Origin of the sequence: Nocardia grenadensis, from assembly GCF_050942415.1 — a bacterium.
GTDB lineage: Bacteria > Actinomycetota > Actinomycetes > Mycobacteriales > Mycobacteriaceae > Nocardia > Nocardia grenadensis.
The window spans coordinates 5,247,978-5,262,620 of the sequence record NZ_CP192054.1 but is presented as its reverse complement, the minus strand read 5'-3'; the positions used below and the strand labels follow the sequence as shown (position 1 = coordinate 5,262,620).

At 69.5% G+C, this 14,643-nt stretch carries 16 protein-coding genes; 8 read left to right on the top strand and 8 right to left on the bottom strand.

What is annotated here, in order from left to right; translation table 11 throughout:
• Positions 1 to 23: 23 nt before the first annotated feature.
• Both ACQPYS_RS24145 and ACQPYS_RS24140 read right to left on the bottom strand, forming a co-directional pair.
• Complete coding sequence (locus tag ACQPYS_RS24145) at positions 24 to 1,151, bottom strand: acyl-CoA dehydrogenase family protein (RefSeq protein WP_433490901.1); 1,128 nt, start codon at positions 1,149 to 1,151, stop codon at positions 24 to 26.
• Positions 1,152 to 1,160: 9 nt separating this feature from the next.
• On the bottom strand, positions 1,161 to 2,333 hold the full coding sequence (locus ACQPYS_RS24140; protein ID WP_063039448.1) for an acyl-CoA dehydrogenase family protein: 1,173 nt from the start codon (positions 2,331 to 2,333) through the stop codon (positions 1,161 to 1,163).
• A 227-nt stretch (positions 2,334 to 2,560) separates the two neighbouring features.
• Between ACQPYS_RS24140 and ACQPYS_RS24135 the strand changes: the two genes are divergently transcribed.
• The 5 genes from ACQPYS_RS24135 (at position 2,561) to ACQPYS_RS24115 (ending at position 6,473) form a co-directional block, all read left to right on the top strand.
• A complete protein-coding gene (locus tag ACQPYS_RS24135) occupies positions 2,561 to 3,283 on the top strand; it encodes a hypothetical protein (protein WP_433490900.1) in 723 nt (240 codons plus the stop codon).
• Positions 3,284 to 3,387: 104 nt separating this feature from the next.
• On the top strand, positions 3,388 to 4,059 hold the full coding sequence (locus ACQPYS_RS24130) for an alpha/beta hydrolase (RefSeq protein WP_433490899.1): 672 nt from the start codon (positions 3,388 to 3,390) through the stop codon (positions 4,057 to 4,059).
• 38 nt (positions 4,060 to 4,097) lie between these two features.
• A complete protein-coding gene (locus ACQPYS_RS24125; RefSeq protein WP_431941328.1) occupies positions 4,098 to 4,481 on the top strand; it encodes a hypothetical protein in 384 nt (127 codons plus the stop codon).
• On the top strand, positions 4,474 to 5,730 hold the full coding sequence (locus tag ACQPYS_RS24120; RefSeq protein ID WP_433490898.1) for a WXG100 family type VII secretion target: 1,257 nt from the start codon (positions 4,474 to 4,476) through the stop codon (positions 5,728 to 5,730). The genes ACQPYS_RS24125 and ACQPYS_RS24120 overlap by 8 nt, the downstream gene beginning before the upstream one ends.
• Complete coding sequence (locus ACQPYS_RS24115; protein ID WP_433490897.1) at positions 5,727 to 6,473, top strand: ESX secretion-associated protein EspG; 747 nt, start codon at positions 5,727 to 5,729, stop codon at positions 6,471 to 6,473. The genes ACQPYS_RS24120 and ACQPYS_RS24115 overlap by 4 nt, the downstream gene beginning before the upstream one ends.
• A gap of 14 nt (positions 6,474 to 6,487) precedes the next feature.
• Here ACQPYS_RS24115 and ACQPYS_RS24110 read toward each other — a convergent pair whose 3' ends face one another.
• Positions 6,488 to 7,267, bottom strand: coding sequence for a hypothetical protein (locus ACQPYS_RS24110; RefSeq protein WP_433490896.1), 780 nt, complete (start codon positions 7,265 to 7,267; stop codon positions 6,488 to 6,490).
• Positions 7,268 to 7,564: 297 nt separating this feature from the next.
• On the opposite strand from ACQPYS_RS24110, the gene ACQPYS_RS24105 reads away from it, so the two are divergent.
• The 3 genes from ACQPYS_RS24105 to ACQPYS_RS24095 all read left to right on the top strand — a co-directional run bounded on the left by ACQPYS_RS24105 (position 7,565) and on the right by ACQPYS_RS24095 (position 10,058).
• Positions 7,565 to 7,855 carry a hypothetical protein gene (locus ACQPYS_RS24105; RefSeq protein ID WP_245664687.1) on the top strand — a complete coding sequence of 97 codons (291 nt, stop codon included), beginning with the start codon at positions 7,565 to 7,567 and terminating at the stop codon, positions 7,853 to 7,855.
• A 506-nt stretch (positions 7,856 to 8,361) separates the two neighbouring features.
• Positions 8,362 to 9,447 carry an S-(hydroxymethyl)mycothiol dehydrogenase gene (locus ACQPYS_RS24100; RefSeq protein ID WP_433490895.1) on the top strand — a complete coding sequence of 362 codons (1,086 nt, stop codon included), beginning with the start codon at positions 8,362 to 8,364 and terminating at the stop codon, positions 9,445 to 9,447.
• Positions 9,444 to 10,058 (top strand): MBL fold metallo-hydrolase, encoded by a 615-nt coding sequence (locus tag ACQPYS_RS24095; protein WP_433490894.1) that lies wholly within the window; start codon positions 9,444 to 9,446, stop codon positions 10,056 to 10,058. The genes ACQPYS_RS24100 and ACQPYS_RS24095 overlap by 4 nt, the downstream gene beginning before the upstream one ends.
• 211 nt (positions 10,059 to 10,269) lie before the next feature.
• Here the strand turns inward: ACQPYS_RS24095 and ACQPYS_RS24090 are convergent, their stop codons facing one another.
• The 5 genes from ACQPYS_RS24090 to ACQPYS_RS24070 all read right to left on the bottom strand — a co-directional run bounded on the left by ACQPYS_RS24090 (position 10,270) and on the right by ACQPYS_RS24070 (position 14,614).
• Complete coding sequence (locus ACQPYS_RS24090; protein WP_084481538.1) at positions 10,270 to 10,692, bottom strand: nitroreductase family deazaflavin-dependent oxidoreductase; 423 nt, start codon at positions 10,690 to 10,692, stop codon at positions 10,270 to 10,272.
• Positions 10,693 to 10,767: 75 nt separating this feature from the next.
• Entirely contained in the window at positions 10,768 to 11,346 is a 579-nt protein-coding gene (locus ACQPYS_RS24085; RefSeq protein ID WP_063039320.1) for a TetR/AcrR family transcriptional regulator, read from the bottom strand.
• Between the two features lie 18 nt (positions 11,347 to 11,364).
• Positions 11,365 to 12,831 carry an FAD-dependent oxidoreductase gene (locus tag ACQPYS_RS24080; protein ID WP_433490893.1) on the bottom strand — a complete coding sequence of 489 codons (1,467 nt, stop codon included), beginning with the start codon at positions 12,829 to 12,831 and terminating at the stop codon, positions 11,365 to 11,367.
• Positions 12,831 to 13,865 carry an NAD(P)-dependent oxidoreductase gene (locus ACQPYS_RS24075; RefSeq protein WP_433490892.1) on the bottom strand — a complete coding sequence of 345 codons (1,035 nt, stop codon included), beginning with the start codon at positions 13,863 to 13,865 and terminating at the stop codon, positions 12,831 to 12,833. The genes ACQPYS_RS24080 and ACQPYS_RS24075 overlap by 1 nt, the downstream gene beginning before the upstream one ends.
• Complete coding sequence (locus ACQPYS_RS24070) at positions 13,865 to 14,614, bottom strand: SDR family oxidoreductase (RefSeq protein ID WP_433490891.1); 750 nt, start codon at positions 14,612 to 14,614, stop codon at positions 13,865 to 13,867. Before ACQPYS_RS24070 ends, ACQPYS_RS24075 begins: the two co-directional genes overlap by 1 nt.
• Positions 14,615 to 14,643: the final 29 nt, after the last annotated feature.

Genomic DNA, 14,643 nt, shown 5'->3' with positions numbered 1-14,643 from the left:
CGTCCGGAGCCGGGCAGGCCGGGTTACAGCTCCGGCTGGGCGTAGTCGGCGACCTGCGCGGTCAGCACCCGCAGGTGCTCCAGCGAGCTACCGAGCGTGCGCTCGATGGCCGTGAGCCGGGCCACGTAGTGGCTCACCGGGTACTCGGAGGTGACGCCGATCCCGCCGTGCATCTGGATCGCTTCCTGGCCGATATGCCTCGCCGACCGGCTGACCTGCAACCGTGCCCGGGATGCGATGACCCGGTTCCCGGCGTCGTCGACCAGCGACGCGGTGAGGTAGTAGCTCATACTGCGGGCCAGTTCGAGCGAGACGTACATGTTCGCGGCGCGCTGGGTGAGGGTCTGGAACTTCGACAGCGTGACACCGAACTGTTTACGGGTTTTCAGGTAGTCGGTGGTCAGCCGTAGCGACTCCGCCATCGCCCCGATCGCTTCCGCGCACAACCCGGCCTGGGCCCGGGCGAGCACCTCGTCCACGGCGCTCGTGGCATCGCCTCCGGTACCGAGCAGTTCGGCGGCCGCGCCGTCGAGGACGATCTGGGCGCCGCGCAGGCCGTCGACCGTCGCGTAGGAGGTGCGGGTTACCCCGGTGGCGTCGGCGGCGACCAGGAACAGGCCCAGGCCGCCGTCGGGCAGGGTCGCGCTGACCACCAGCTCGTCGGCGCAGTCGCCGTGCGGTACCGGGTTCTTGGTGCCGCTGAGCGTGTAGCCCTCGCCCTGGGCGGTGGCCGTGGTGGCGATCGCGTGGTCGGGCCAGCGGGTGCCGGGTTCCCCGTGCGCGAAGGCCAGCAGTTTCGACCCGGCGGCGACCTCGGGCAGGACACGCCGGCGCTGGTCGGGCGTGCCCACCGTGCCGATCAGCCCACCCGGCACCAGGACCGCGTCGAGCAGCGGTTCCGGCGCCAGCCGCCGCCCGATCTCCTCGAGCACCAGCATGGTCTCCACCGGGCCCGCCTCCATACCGCCGTCCTCTTCGGCGAAGCTCAGGCCGAGCACGCCCAGTTCGGCGAGCTGATTCCAGACCTGTCGGTTCCAGCCGAGGTCGGTACCGATGACCTCCAGCCGGGATTCCGGGTTGTAATTGCGATTCAGCAGGTCGCGCACCGTATCGCGGAGCAGGGCCTGTTCATCGGTGAGATCGAAATCCATTACCTGACCTCACAATCCGAGGATCGAGGAGGCGATGATGGTGCGCTGCACCTCGCTGGAACCTCCGTAGATGGTTGTCTTGCGGTAGTTGAGGTAGCTCGGACCCGAGCGCTGCGCCCATTCCGGCGAGGCGATATCCGTGGCGTGTACCGGCAGCGCGTCGGGGCCGGCGATATCGAGCAGCAGCTCGGTGGCGGCCTGCTGCAGTTCCGAACCGCGCATTTTCAGCACCGACGACGCGGGGTTGGGTTTGCCCTCGGTCGAGTTCGACACCACCCGCAACTGGGTGAGTTCCAGCGCGAGTAGCTCGTTCTCCAGTTCGGCGATACGTGCCGCGAACAGCGGGTCTTCGAGCAGGGTTCCGGAACCCGATCTGGTGGCGGCCGCGTATTCCTTGGCCACGCCGATCCGCACCTTGGTGCGGGCGACGGCGGTGATCCCGGTGCGCTCGTTGCCGAGCAGGAACTTGGCGTAGGTCCAGCCCATGTTCTCCTCGCCGACCAGCTGGTCGGCCGGAACGCGGACGTTCTCGAAGAAGACCTCGTTGACCTCGTACCCGCCGTCGATGAGTTTGATCGGCCGGATGGTGACACCGGGCGATTTCACGTCGAAGAGCAGGAAGGAGATCCCGGCCTGCTTCTTCGGGGCGTTCGGGTCGGTGCGGACCAGACAGAAGATCCAGTCGGCCCACTGGGCGAGGGTGGTCCAGATCTTCTGGCCGTTGACGATGTAGGAGTCACCGTCGCGCACGGCGGTGGTGCGCAGCGAGGCCAGGTCCGAACCGGCGTCGGGTTCGGAGAAGCCCTGGCACCACCAGATGTCGAGGTTGGCGGTGGCCGGCAGGAAACGCTTCTTGAGTTCCTCGGAGCCGAACTGCGCAATGACCGGGCCGACCATGGTGGCGTTGAAGGTCAGTGGGTCCGGCACGCTGGCGAGCTGCATCTCGTCCTGCCATAGATGCCGCTGCATCGGAGACCAGTCCTTGCCGCCCCATTCGACCGGCCAGTTCGGTACGGCCAGGCCGTGCTCGTTGAGGATCCGGTGGGAGGTCACGACGTCCTCGCGAGACAGCTCGTGACCGTACTTCACGCGTTCCCGGATCTCGGCCGGGATCGCGGTGGTGTAGATCTTCCGCAGCTCGTCACGGAAGGCGACCTCGTCGGGAGACAGAGTTAATTTCATACACATCTCCAAATATGTCTCGATTGTCCCGCATAGAATTTACACCCCTCCCCGATCCTGCCGTGTCGAGTGCATCACATATGCCGGGAGCGCACGGTCGATCACGGCGGACGAGAGCGGAGTGTGACCGGGCGGCAACCGGACGGGCCTGGTACTTTGCTGCGGTGGGCGGGGGGTCGCCGGCCCGATCCGGCACCATCGCCCCGATCGGATGTAGGGAGTCAGCAGTGCACAACAAAATTGTCGCGCGCACCGCGGCCACGGCAGCCGCTCTCGGTATCAGCGCAGTGCTCGCCTGCACACCGGCGGCCGCGGCACCCGCGCCCACCCCGGCCGAAGCGGCGATGCAGGCGCTCACCGAGCAGACCGCCGACAAACCGGAAACCCGCGCCGGTGTGGACGCGCTGGATCGCTATGCCGACTTCGTCGCGGCCAACCACATCAGCACCATCGGTCTGTACACACCCTTCGTCTACGCGGCGCCCACCTTCGGCTGCGGTAGCAACGGCCCGATCACGACCATCATCGCGGCCGGCACCGCCAACGGTCCCAGCGCCAACATCAGCGGCACCCCCGGCACCCTGACCTTCCATGCCACCCCCGGCCACCCCGGCCTCCCGCAGGCTTCCGGCCTCGTGGTCGCCTGGATCAATATCAACAACGGGCGCAGCGGTCTCGATATGCTCGACGATCTCACCGAGTTCGGCACCCCGTCGCTGTCCCGGACCGTGGACAGCGGTCCGGGTACCGTCCTCGCGTCCATGTGGGGCACCATCAACTATCCGGACGCGCTCTGTGTGATGACGCCCACGGTCGGCATGTTCCCGGTGCCCGATGCGCCCGCCCCGGCCCCCGCTCCGGCGCCGCAGTCCGCCCCCGCGGAACCGGGCGCCCCGGCCCCCGCACCTGCGCCTGTGCCGGAACCGGCGCCTGCGCCCGCCCCGGCCTGACCCACCGGCGCGAGCGGTACGGTCCGCGGTAGCGCGGACGGGATGGCCACCGCCGGCGGATCGTGGCCCCCCAACGGCCTGTCATTCTTTGCCAGAATCCGGCCATGGGTTTCTTCGACGGCGTGCGCGGCCGCCTGCACTATCGGAACCGAGCGGTCGACGGGGCCGCGACCGGCCTGGTGTTGCTGCCGGGCACCGGTCAGCACAGCGGGCATTACCACGAGTTCGCCCGGCAGTTGAACGAGGCGGGTATAACGGTCTGGACGCTCGACCCGGCGGGGCAGGGGCTCAGTGAAGGCGATCCCGGAGCCCGCCCGGTCCTCTCCGAACTCGTCGCGGACGCGGCCGCGCTCTTCGACCTGGCACGGACGCAGGCCCCGGAACTCCCGCTCACGTTGATGGGGCATTCGCTCGGCGCGATCACCGCGCTCGCCGCATTGGGTGCCACCCCGCCGGCCCTGGACCCCGCCGTCGCGGCGAACCCGGCGATACCCGCCGATGCGCCGGTGGGGCTGGTGCTGTGTGGTACTCCGACGCGCGCCCTCGACGATCCCGGGCCGCGGCTCCCACCGGTCCTGGTCGTCCACGGGGTGGACGACCGCCGGGCGCCGATCGACCCGGTCCGGGTGTGGGCGCGCCGGCGCGAAGCGGTGGAACTGCGCGAATATGCCGATGCCGGACACGATCTGCTGCACGAGCGGGTGCGCGCCCGGGTGACGGCCGATATCGTGCAGTGGACGCAGGAGATCGTCGCGGGGCCGGTGCGACGACCGTGAAATCCGCTGTGTGACAGCGGAGCAGGAAGGGGGACACGATGCAGCCGAACGCGATCACCACGCTCGATTCCGCCGTCGAAGACGGACAGCTGTGGATCGACGGCGTCCTGGTGGCCGAGGGCGCGCCGGAACAGTGCGCGGTGCGCTACGAACAACTCGCCGACCAGGTGGACGCCCAGATCGATACGTTGTCGGCGGCGGTGTCGCTGCCGGGTTTCGGGGGCTTCGACTCGGGTGCGGCACTGCGCTCCGGATTCGAGGGCAAGGCCACCGAGGCGATCGCGGCACTGCGCCGATACTCCGATACCGCCCGGCAGCTCGCGCACACCTTCCGGGCCGCCGCGGCGGCCTATCGCGAATCCGATACCGAGACCGCCGCGGCGCTCGGGACCGCCGAACCGACGGGGGTTTCCGGTGCGTGAACTACCCCGCGCCGGGGCGCGCGGTGTGCACTACCGCGTCGATCCCGAGTACGCACCCACCGTGGAAGTATTCGACAATCTCACCCACCGGCAGATATACGCCGGGGTGGCCGCCATGAACCCGTCGATGCTGCAGACCGGCGGCCAGGCCTGGCAGAGTGCGGCGACCGGTCTCACCGACGCGGTGGCACAGGCGCATACCGAGATCCGAGGCGCCATCGCCGACGGCTGGCGCGGGTCGGCGGCCGGTCCGGCCGCGGCCGCGGTTCGTGATTTCGAGGCCGCCGGGCGGCATCTCGCCGATGTGCTCGCCGACGTCGGGCAGCGGCTCGGCCGTGCCGGGGACGCCGCGGAAACATTGCGCGCCGCGATCCCCGAACCCTCGGGCGCCGAACCGGATCTCGCGGCGGCGCTGCTGGACCCGCATGCGGCCACCGGCAATATCGCCGTGCAGCGGACCGCCGACGACGATCGCGCCGAGGTGGTGCGGGTGATGGACAGCGTCTACATCGGTGCCTTCGTCCCGACCGGCGCCCAGGTGCCCGCATTCCCCGATCTCCCGGACGCGCTGCCGGGCGCCGAGACGCCGGGCGGAGCGGCCCCGGCCGCGTCCGCGGTGCCGAGCCCGGAAACCGCGGCGGGACAGCGGTCGCACTCCGAACCCGTGCCGACGACGGTGGGTGACCGGCAGCCGGTTCCGGCGTCGTCCGAAGCCGCGACCCCGGGCGAGCCGGGGACGCCGGCGGTCACGGTCTCCGGTGTCCGGCCCGATGCAACGAACCTCGCTGCGGCCGGCTCCGGCCCCGACAGCACGACCGCGGCGGCTACCCACCAGGTCGCCGCGTCCGCCATCGCGACCGCGGCGGCACCGGTCACCGCCGGGCCCGCGCCGGCGAGTCCGGCGACGGGTGTCCCGCTGTTCGCCGCCCCGGTCCGCGCGGCGGGTTCGACCGGCGACCAGGAACGTTCCCGGGACGAACAGCAGCGGTCCGCGGGCGGCGAGGCGGTCACCGGGATGGGCGCGGGCGCGATCGGCGGTCTGATGGGCGGCGCCATGGCGGCCGATACGGTCCGATCAGGCACCCCGGTGGCGCCGCGCCCCGAGCGGACCGCTCCGGCCGAGGACGATCTCCACTTCGCCGACGAGGAACTCACCTATCTGGAACCCGGCGAACCGGCCGGGCAGTTGATCGGCGCCCTGGATCCCACCACTCCGCCGGTGCTGGGTGAGTGGACGGAAGAGGAGTGAACTGGCTCCTCACTCCGGATCAGTTCGCGCTGGCGTGGGAACGGACCGTCGGCGACCGTATTCCCTATCCGCTGGCGGTGCGCCTGTCGGCTCGCGATTCCGTCGAGCGCACCGCCCAGCTACCCGCCCTACGGCAGTGGTGCGACAGCACTCTCGACGCCGACCTGGAGGCGGCGCTACGGGTGCTGGCCGGTCCCGAGGTCAGCGTGGCGACGTTCGCCCAGGACGGTGACCGGGCCCCGGCCGTGCGGATACTCGGCGCGTCGGCGGGCCGGATCGGAGTGGTCGCCACCCAGCGGCCGGGCCCGCAGCCGGACCGGGGTGGCGACCTGCGGATCACCGCCGGCACCGCTACCTCGTTACCGGTGCGGGTGATCGCGGCGCTGCCGGCCGTGGCCGCCGGGACCGGAGGGCGATTGCGCGCGGCGCGCAGCGAGGTTGTCGAGGACGGCCGGGACCGGGTCACCGTCCCGGTGTCCGGGCCCACCGCGGCGACCCGGATCCGTAAGCGGCTCAAACTACCCCGCGACGGTATCGGCCAGATCGTGGTGTCGGTACACCGGAACACCGGGCCGGCCCCGTTCGGCGTGCTGTGCTGGGTGGATATCACCGGCGACGGCCGCTACGCGGTCCATACCGGCAAGGATGTCGAGATCGCCCCGGTGGGCGCCGAAGGTTTCACCAATGCCCTGCGGCCCATGGTCGCCGCCGCCCAGCGGTCGGTCGCCTACGCCGAACACTGAGTACCGGGATCGGGTCAGTTACCGGGTGCGACGGTGACGGTCGGGGTGGGCAGGAGCGGCTCTTCGGTGGAATCCGGTGTGGTCGAGTCGCCGGTCGTGGGTGCGGCGACCCGGGGTGCGACGGGGACCCGCGTGGGCGTCGACTCCGCCGGGACGCTTTCCGCCGTATCCGTTTCCGGGGACCCCGGCTCGTCCACCGCGGCCGGAGGTTCGGCCGGCACCGCGGCCGGAGGTTCGGCGGGGGGCGGCGCCGGGGGGTCGCTGGATGGTGTGACCGGGGGTTCGGCGGGCGGCCGGGCTTCGGCTTCGGGCGGAACCGGGGCGATCACCACGGTCGTGTCCGGAGCCGGTGCGGGAATCGGGGACTCGGTGTGGGCCGGCTCCAGCGGCGGACTCGGCAGCGAGGCGGTGGTCCAGCCGGGCTCGGCCGGGTCGGTCGGATCCGGGGTGGCGGACAGGGTGATCCGGCGGGTGGTCTCGCCGGCGGTGGGGTCGGCGCCCGGACCCGCGGACGAGGTGACGGAGATCTGGTACTCCGGCGGGAGGGTCCGCCGGGGCGGCGGCTCCGGGGCCATCCGCCACGACGGGGACGGCGGTATCAGCACTTTCGCGACACCGGTGGCGGGCTCGCCGGTGAACCCCGCCGGTTCCGCGGCCTGCGGGCCGGAGCGGATCGGGGGCGGCGGTATGTAAGTGTCCTCATGACCGATTCCGCACGCGCCGATGAGCACCAGCCCGAGGGAAACCGCCCCGGCGGCCGCCAGGGGTCCGGCGACCTTCGTTTTGCTCTCCATCGGTGACGCTCCTGTGATATGTCAGTGGCCCAACCTTAATTCAGCGCGCCGCGGAGAACTAGACCCCCATCTGCTGGTCCCCTGGTTGCCGCGTGTAGAACGGTCGAGAAAGGGTACGGTTCAGGTATCGAATTGATATCAGCCGCGTGTCGCGGGCTTGTGTCGCGTAACAATCTTCGGTTGTGGTCGTAGCGTATGTTGCTGAAGTGACGCATGAGACGCCGGAGTCTCGGTGACTATGCACTGAAGTGGTAGGCGCGCAACGATTTCCGGATCGGCGCCATCGAGGAGTAGATGATGGGAGACCAGACCACCACCGACCTGCCGGGCGCGGCGGAGGAATCCGCTGCGGCGGAGGCTCCGGAGCCGGCGGATCCTGAATCGCGTGGTACGGGTGCGACAGTGGGCAGAGTGCTGGGCTGGCTGGTTTTCGCCGGAGGGCTGGGTGCGGCGGCCTTCGGGATCGGGACCCTGCAGGTGATCATCACCGTGATCGGTCTCATTCTGGCGTGCACCGCGGGACTGACCCTGCTGAAGCTGCGGGCCGATGGGCCCGGTCCCGAACCCGAGGCGGGTATCGCCGGCTGAGCCGGCGGCCGCGCTGCGTTCCTCGACGATCCCGATCCGAGCGTTCGTGTGGCCCGGGGCCGGCGATTGCGCACTGGGTGGGACTCGTGTCCGATCCCCTTTCCGGCCAGCTGTTCACTCGCCGATTCGATCCCTCGTGGCCCGATTTCCGGCTGATCGCGCGTTTGCCCGGCTTCGGTTACGTCGGTACTTTGGGCTCCGGTCGGGTCGGATCAGAAAGAAGAGTGGAACATGATCGAAGCCGGGTCCGCGGCCCTGAATCTGGCGAATCTCGTCACGTCCATCGCCGCCAATGTGACCTATCTGCTGCAGGCCTGGGGAGTTCTCTGAGCGTTCGCCGACGATGTGGCGGTGTGCCCGGCGGGTGCGCCGCCACACCGCGTTCCGGGGCGCCGTTCGTTGCCGGAGACGGCCCGCCCTCCGCGGGGGCGCTGCCCGTGCGGCGTGTGGGCGGATAACGTATGCGCTGTCGTGCATCGTCGCATTACCGCCCGAGAGGAGATGCTGTGCCCCAGCAGGTTCGAGGTGTCATCGCCCGCAGTGCCGGTGCCCCGGTCGAGTTGGTCCCGATCGTGATACCCGATCCCGGCCCCCGGGATGTGGTGGTACGGATCCAGGCGTGCGGGGTCTGCCACACCGACCTCACCTACCGCGAGGGCGGGATCAACGACGAGTTCCCGTTCCTGCTGGGTCACGAGGCCGCGGGTGTGGTGGAAACGGTGGGTTCGGCGGTCACCCATGTGGAACCGGGTGATTTCGTCGTGCTGAACTGGCGGGCGGTCTGCGGCCAGTGCCGTGCGTGTCGGCGCGGCCGCCCCTGGTACTGCTTCGATACTTTCAACGCCGGTGTGCCCATGACGCTCGAGGACGGCACCGAACTCACCCCGGCACTCGGTATCGGCGCCTTCGCCGACAAGACCCTGGTCCACGAAGGACAGTGCACCAAGGTCGATCCGGCGACCGATCCGGCGGTGGCCGGCCTGCTGGGCTGCGGTGTGATGGCGGGTCTGGGCGCGGCGGTGAACACCGGAAATGTCGGCCGCGGCGATTCGGTGGCGGTACTGGGCTGCGGTGGAGTCGGGGACGCGGCGATCGCCGGTGCCCGGCTGGCCGGCGCGGGCACCATCATCGCGGTGGACACCGACGCCCGGAAACTCGACTGGGCGCGCGAACTCGGCGCGACCCACACCATCGACGCGTCCACCACCGACGTGGTCGCCGGAATCCAGGACCTCACCGGCGGATTCGGTGCCGATGTGGTAATCGACGCGGTCGGCCGCCCGGAGACCTGGCAGCAGGCGTTCTACGCGCGCGATCTGGCCGGCACCGTGGTGCTGGTCGGGGTGCCGACCCCCGATATGACGCTGGAGATGCCGCTCATCGATTTCTTCAGCCGCGGTGGCGCGCTGAAATCGTCCTGGTACGGGGACTGCCTGCCGGAACGCGATTTCCCGATGCTGATCGACCTCTACCGGCAGGGCCGGTTGCCGCTGGACAGGTTCGTGACCGAGCGGATCGGGCTGGACGCGGTGGAGCAGGCCTTCCACACCATGCACGGTGGGCAGGTCCTGCGCTCGGTGGTGGTCCTGTGACGGCCCGGGTCGAACGGATCGTCACCGAGGGGCAGTTCTGCCTCGACGGCGGCTGCTGGGATGTGGCGAACAATATCTGGCTCGTCGGCGACGACGACGAAGTGCTGATCATCGACGCCGCGCACGACGCGCAGCCGATTCTCGCCGCCGTGGCCGGACGCCGAGTGACCGCCGTGGTGTGCACGCACGCGCACAACGACCACGTCACCGTGGCGCCCACCTTGTCGGCGGCGACCGGTGCGCCGATCTTCTTGCATCCCGACGACGATGTGCTCTGGCAGCAGACCCATCCCGGCGTGGAGTACCGGCCGCTGGCCGACGGCGAGGTGTTCCGGGTCGGTGGCGCGGAACTACGGGTCCTGCACACGCCGGGCCACTCACCGGGGTCGTGCTGTCTGTACTTCGGTGCGAGCGGCGAGGTGTTCAGCGGCGATACGTTGTTCGAAGGCGGACCGGGCGCGACCGGCCGGTCCTATTCCGACTACCCGACCATCCTCGCCTCCATCAACGAGCGACTGTTCGCGCTACCAGAGCAGACGGTGGTCCACACCGGGCACGGACCCGACACCACTCTCGGCGCCGAGCGGGCCAATGTGCCCGCGCAGGCCTGAGAAGCCACACCCCTATTCGGCGATGCCCCCACGGGTGTCGCCGAATCGGGTCGCTCCGCCGGGAGGTGATCGCCGAAGCTCCGGGCCGGGAGCGCCGCCGCGGGCCGCGGGCGTTCTCGGCCCACGGGCGACTCGGGCGATACCGGCACGGAGCCGACCGCGCTGTGGTCACCACGGCGAACCGCGTGACCGGCCGAGAACACCTGAACTGTCAGGTCGTGCGGGGCTCCAGCACGAATACCGGGATACGGCGTTCGGTCCACGACTGGTAGTTGTCGAAATCCGCGTACAGTTCGAGCAGTTTCGGCCACAGCCGGTCGCGTTCGGCATCGTCGGCGAGGCGGGCCCGCACCGGAATCCGGTCCTTGCCGATCTGCACGGTGGTCTCCGGCTGCGCGACGAGGTTGTGGTACCACTGCGGGTTCTTCGGCAGTCCGCCCTGCGAGGCGACCACGATGATGTTCGCGTCGTCGCGCAGGAACAGCAGCGGCACCGTGAACTGCTTACCGGATTTGCGGCCGGTGTGTTCCAGCAGCAGCGTGGGCACCGGTTTGCGGAAGCCCGCCCCGACGCGCCAGGTGCCGCCGATCCGGCCGCCGGTTTTCCGGTAGGCCCAGGTGTTGACCTTGGACATGTACTTGATGACAGTCGGCACGAAGGCCGAGTCGAGCTGTTTGGGGCGGTTGTTCACTTCTCGAAGCTCCGGTGCTCAGCGCAGGATCAACAGCGCGGATTTCTCGATGAGGTCGGCGATATCGGCGTAGGAGGCATAGCCCATACCGGCCCGGACGAGTGCACCCGCGTAGACCAGTTCCAGCGAGACGACCACGTCGGGATCCGGGTCTTGTCCCAGTGCGCGCTCGATACGGGTGCGGATCTCCAGGCCGATGCGGGCGCGTAGATGGGCCACATCGGGATCACGGCCGAGCAACGCGCTGGTGACCGCGCCGGAGACCTCCTGGTCGTCGGCGACCAGCATGGCGATGGCACGCAGTTCGGCCACCACCCGGACCGTGGGATCGGGATCCTCGCTGACCGGTGAGGGCGCCGCCACCAGCCGCCGCCAGAAGATCTCGGCGACCAGATGTTCCTTCGACGAGAAATAGGTGTACGCGGTGGCGGTGCCGACCCCGGCCGCGGCGGCGACCATGCGGATGGTCATTCCCGCGAACCCCTCGCGGGTCAGTACCTCCACCGCGGCCTTCGTCAGTTTGTCGACCGTATCGGCCTGTTTCGCGGACAGCCGCCGACGGGTCGCCTCTACGACGACGGATTCACCTTCGGACATGTGTCTGAATGTACCGTTTCAGTTCTTCGCGGCCGTAATCCCGGCCCGGCGGCCGTAGAAACTGCCGTCACCCAGCGAGGTCCCGCTGGCGTATCCGCCCGCGCAGACACCGGAGGTGCAGCGGCCGGCGGCGAACAGTCCGGGGATGGGTTCGCCGTTCACGTGCAGCACCCGGGAATCCAGATCGGTACGCAGACCGCCCAGGGTGAAGCCCGCGGTGAAACCGCGCATATCGAACGCGGCGAAGGGGCCCTCCAGCGGTTTCGTCCACTCCGCTTTCTTGCCCAGCAGCGGGTCCTGACCGTTCGCGGCGTGCTTGTTGTACAACTCGACCGTGGTCTGCAGGGCCAGTTCGGGCAGGCCGATATCGGATTCGAGTTCGGCGATCGTCTCCGCCGCCCAGGTCGGCGGCCGGCGGAAGAACGGGGTGGAGGTCTCGGTGGTCAGCGATTCCTCGTAGGCCGCCTCGCCGATGATCAGGAACGCCTGGTTCTCCTGGTGGAACAGGGTCATCTGCCCGATCCGGCCGGGGTAGGTGTCCTCGGGGACATACCGCTGGCCGCGGCCGTTCACCAGGATGCCGCGCGCCATCATCTGCGGATCGCCGAAGAACGCGACCTCGGTGGCGTCCATATGGGCCAGATCGGCGCCGAGTGCCTGCGCGATCCGGATGGCGATCCCGTCGTGTTCCTCGATGGCGGCGCCCGGGCGGCCGATGAGCCGCGGCGCGAACCCCTCGATCATCTGGTCGTGATAGGCGAAACTGCCGGTGGCCAGGACGACCCCGCGCTCGGCCCGGATGTTCAGTTCCTTGCCGTACTGTTTGGCGACCACGCCGACGACCCGGTCGCCGTCGACGATCAGGCGCTGGATGCGGGTGTCGTAAACGGCGGTCACGCCGAGTTTCTCGGCGGTTTCGGCCAGCGGTTTCATCAGCATGTAGCCGCCGCCCTTGGACCCGGTCCGCTTGTTGCTCATCTGCGGGACGTGGCCGCGTGGGGCGGGGTCCGCGACAGTGTTGAACGGGGCCGCGTTCTCCCCGCCGGAATACATCAGTCCCTCGTCGTGCGGGGGTTCCCAGCCGGGTTCACCCCAGAATTCCTCCTTGAAGGGCACACCGTTGGCGACCAGCCATTCGTAGTGCTCGACACTGCCGCGGCAGTAGTCGGCGATCTTCGCGCGATCCGCCCCCGGACCCAGCGCGGCGACCATGAACTTCTCCATGTTCTCCGGGCTGTCCGCGAAACCGAGTGCCTGCTGCAACGGCGTGCCACCACCGAGGTAGATGAAGCCGCCGGCCAGCGCCGCCGCACCGCCCCAGCCGCTGGTGCGTTCCAGGATCAGCACATTCGACCCGGCCCGCGCCGCCTCGATCGCGGCGCAGACACCGGCGATCCCGTAGCCGGCCACGACCACATCGGCGGTGTGGTCCCACTCGGTGGCCTCGGCGGCGGGTAACGGTCGGGGAGAGATGGGGTCGGCCATTATTCGGATTCCTCACTGTCGTTCTGCGCACCGGCTGCCGGGGTCCCCGGAGCGGCCTGCTGTGCGGCGATGGTGGCACGCCCCGGTGCGGGGGTGGAGTGGACGTCCCGCTCAGCGGTGGGGGCGTCTTGCGGCGCGTCGGCTCCCTGTCGCGCGGTGGCGATCGCACCCCGCCCGACGCCCAGCCCCTCGCCGAGGCGTGCCAGTGCCAGCGCGGCCAAGGGGAGTTCGGCGTCGACCCGGCCGCCGAGGTCGAGCGCCAGGGATAGATCCTTTTCCCCGAGTTCCCGGACATGGGTGAGGATCGGCAACCAGAAATCGCCCTCTTCGATGGGCGCGGTGGTGTCACGCAGCATGATCGAACCCGCCCCGCCGGTCACCGCGTCGGAGTGGCGGACCACCTTGCCCAGCGCGGTGATATCGAGCCCGGCTGCCTCGGCCAGCCGCTGTGCCTCGGTGGCAGCGGTGAACGAGATGAAATGCAGCAGATTGCGGGCCAGTTTCATGCGGGTGCCGGCCCCGACCTCGCCGGCGTGCACCACGAGATCGGCGAAGCAGCCGAACGGTTCGCGCACCGCCGCGACCGCGTCGGCGCTGCCGCCGATCATCACGGCCAGCCGGCCGCTATTCGCGCCCGCGGCCCCGCCGCTGATCGGGGCGTCCACGAAATACACGCCGCGTTCGGCGCAGCGGCGGGCGAATTCCACCGCGGACTCGTCGCCGATGGTGGAGTGCACGGCCACCACGGTGCCCGGCGCGGCGGTACTCAATACCCCGTTCTCGCCGGTGAGTACGGCTTGGACCTGCCGGTCGTTCACCACCGCGATACTGATGACCCCGCATTTCGCGGCCAGTTCGGCCGCGGTGGCTGTGGCCTCGGCCCCCGCGGTGGTGAACGGCTCCACCGCCTCGGGCCGGGTATCGCAGACGGTGAGACCGCCGGACCAGCCCAGCAGTTTCTTCGCCATCGGCCCGCCCATATCGCCCAGGCCGATGAAACCGACCCGGGTGTCGCCGGCGGAGTCCGCACCCACTACCGGATCACCTGGCCGCCGTCGACGCAGAAGATCTGCCCGGTGACCCAGGAGGCGTCGTCGGAGAGCAGGTAGAGCAGGGCGCCGGCCATATCGTCGGGCGTGCCCATCCGCTTGAGTGGCAGCCGGTTCACCATATCCTTGACCATGCTCTCGGGCGTGGTCGTCTTGGTGGCTTCGGTATCGGTGGGCCCCGGGGCGATCGCGTTGACCCGGATATTCGATCCGCCGAGTTCGGTGGCCAGCTGCTGGGTGAGGCCGTTGATCCCGACCTTCGCCAGACCGTAGAAGCCGGAGTACACCCAGGCCGCGGTGGAGGACTGGTTGACGATCGACCCGCCGCCGTTGGCCGCCATGTTCTCCCAGACTGCGCGGGTCATCACCAGGGCGCCGTCCAGGTTCACCGACATGAACTTCTTGTAGTAGTCCCAGGGCACGGTGAGCAGCAGGTCGAGTTTCATTCCGCCGTAGATGGCGGCGTTGTTCACCAGATGATCGATCTTGCCGTACTCCGCCACGGTGAAATCGGCCAGTGCCTTCGCCGAATCCGGGTCGGAGACGTCGACGGTGTGGAACGACGCGGTACCGCCGTCGGCCACGATCTTCTCGGCGACTGCGGTACCGCCCTCTTCGTTCAGATCCGCGACGACGACCAACGCGCCCTCGGCGGCCAGCGCCTGCGCGTAGACCTCGCCGATACCGCGGGCGGCGCCGGTGACGATGGCGGTCCTGCCGGTGAAACGAGCCATAGGATGAGCTCCTCGTTGATCGGGAAAGC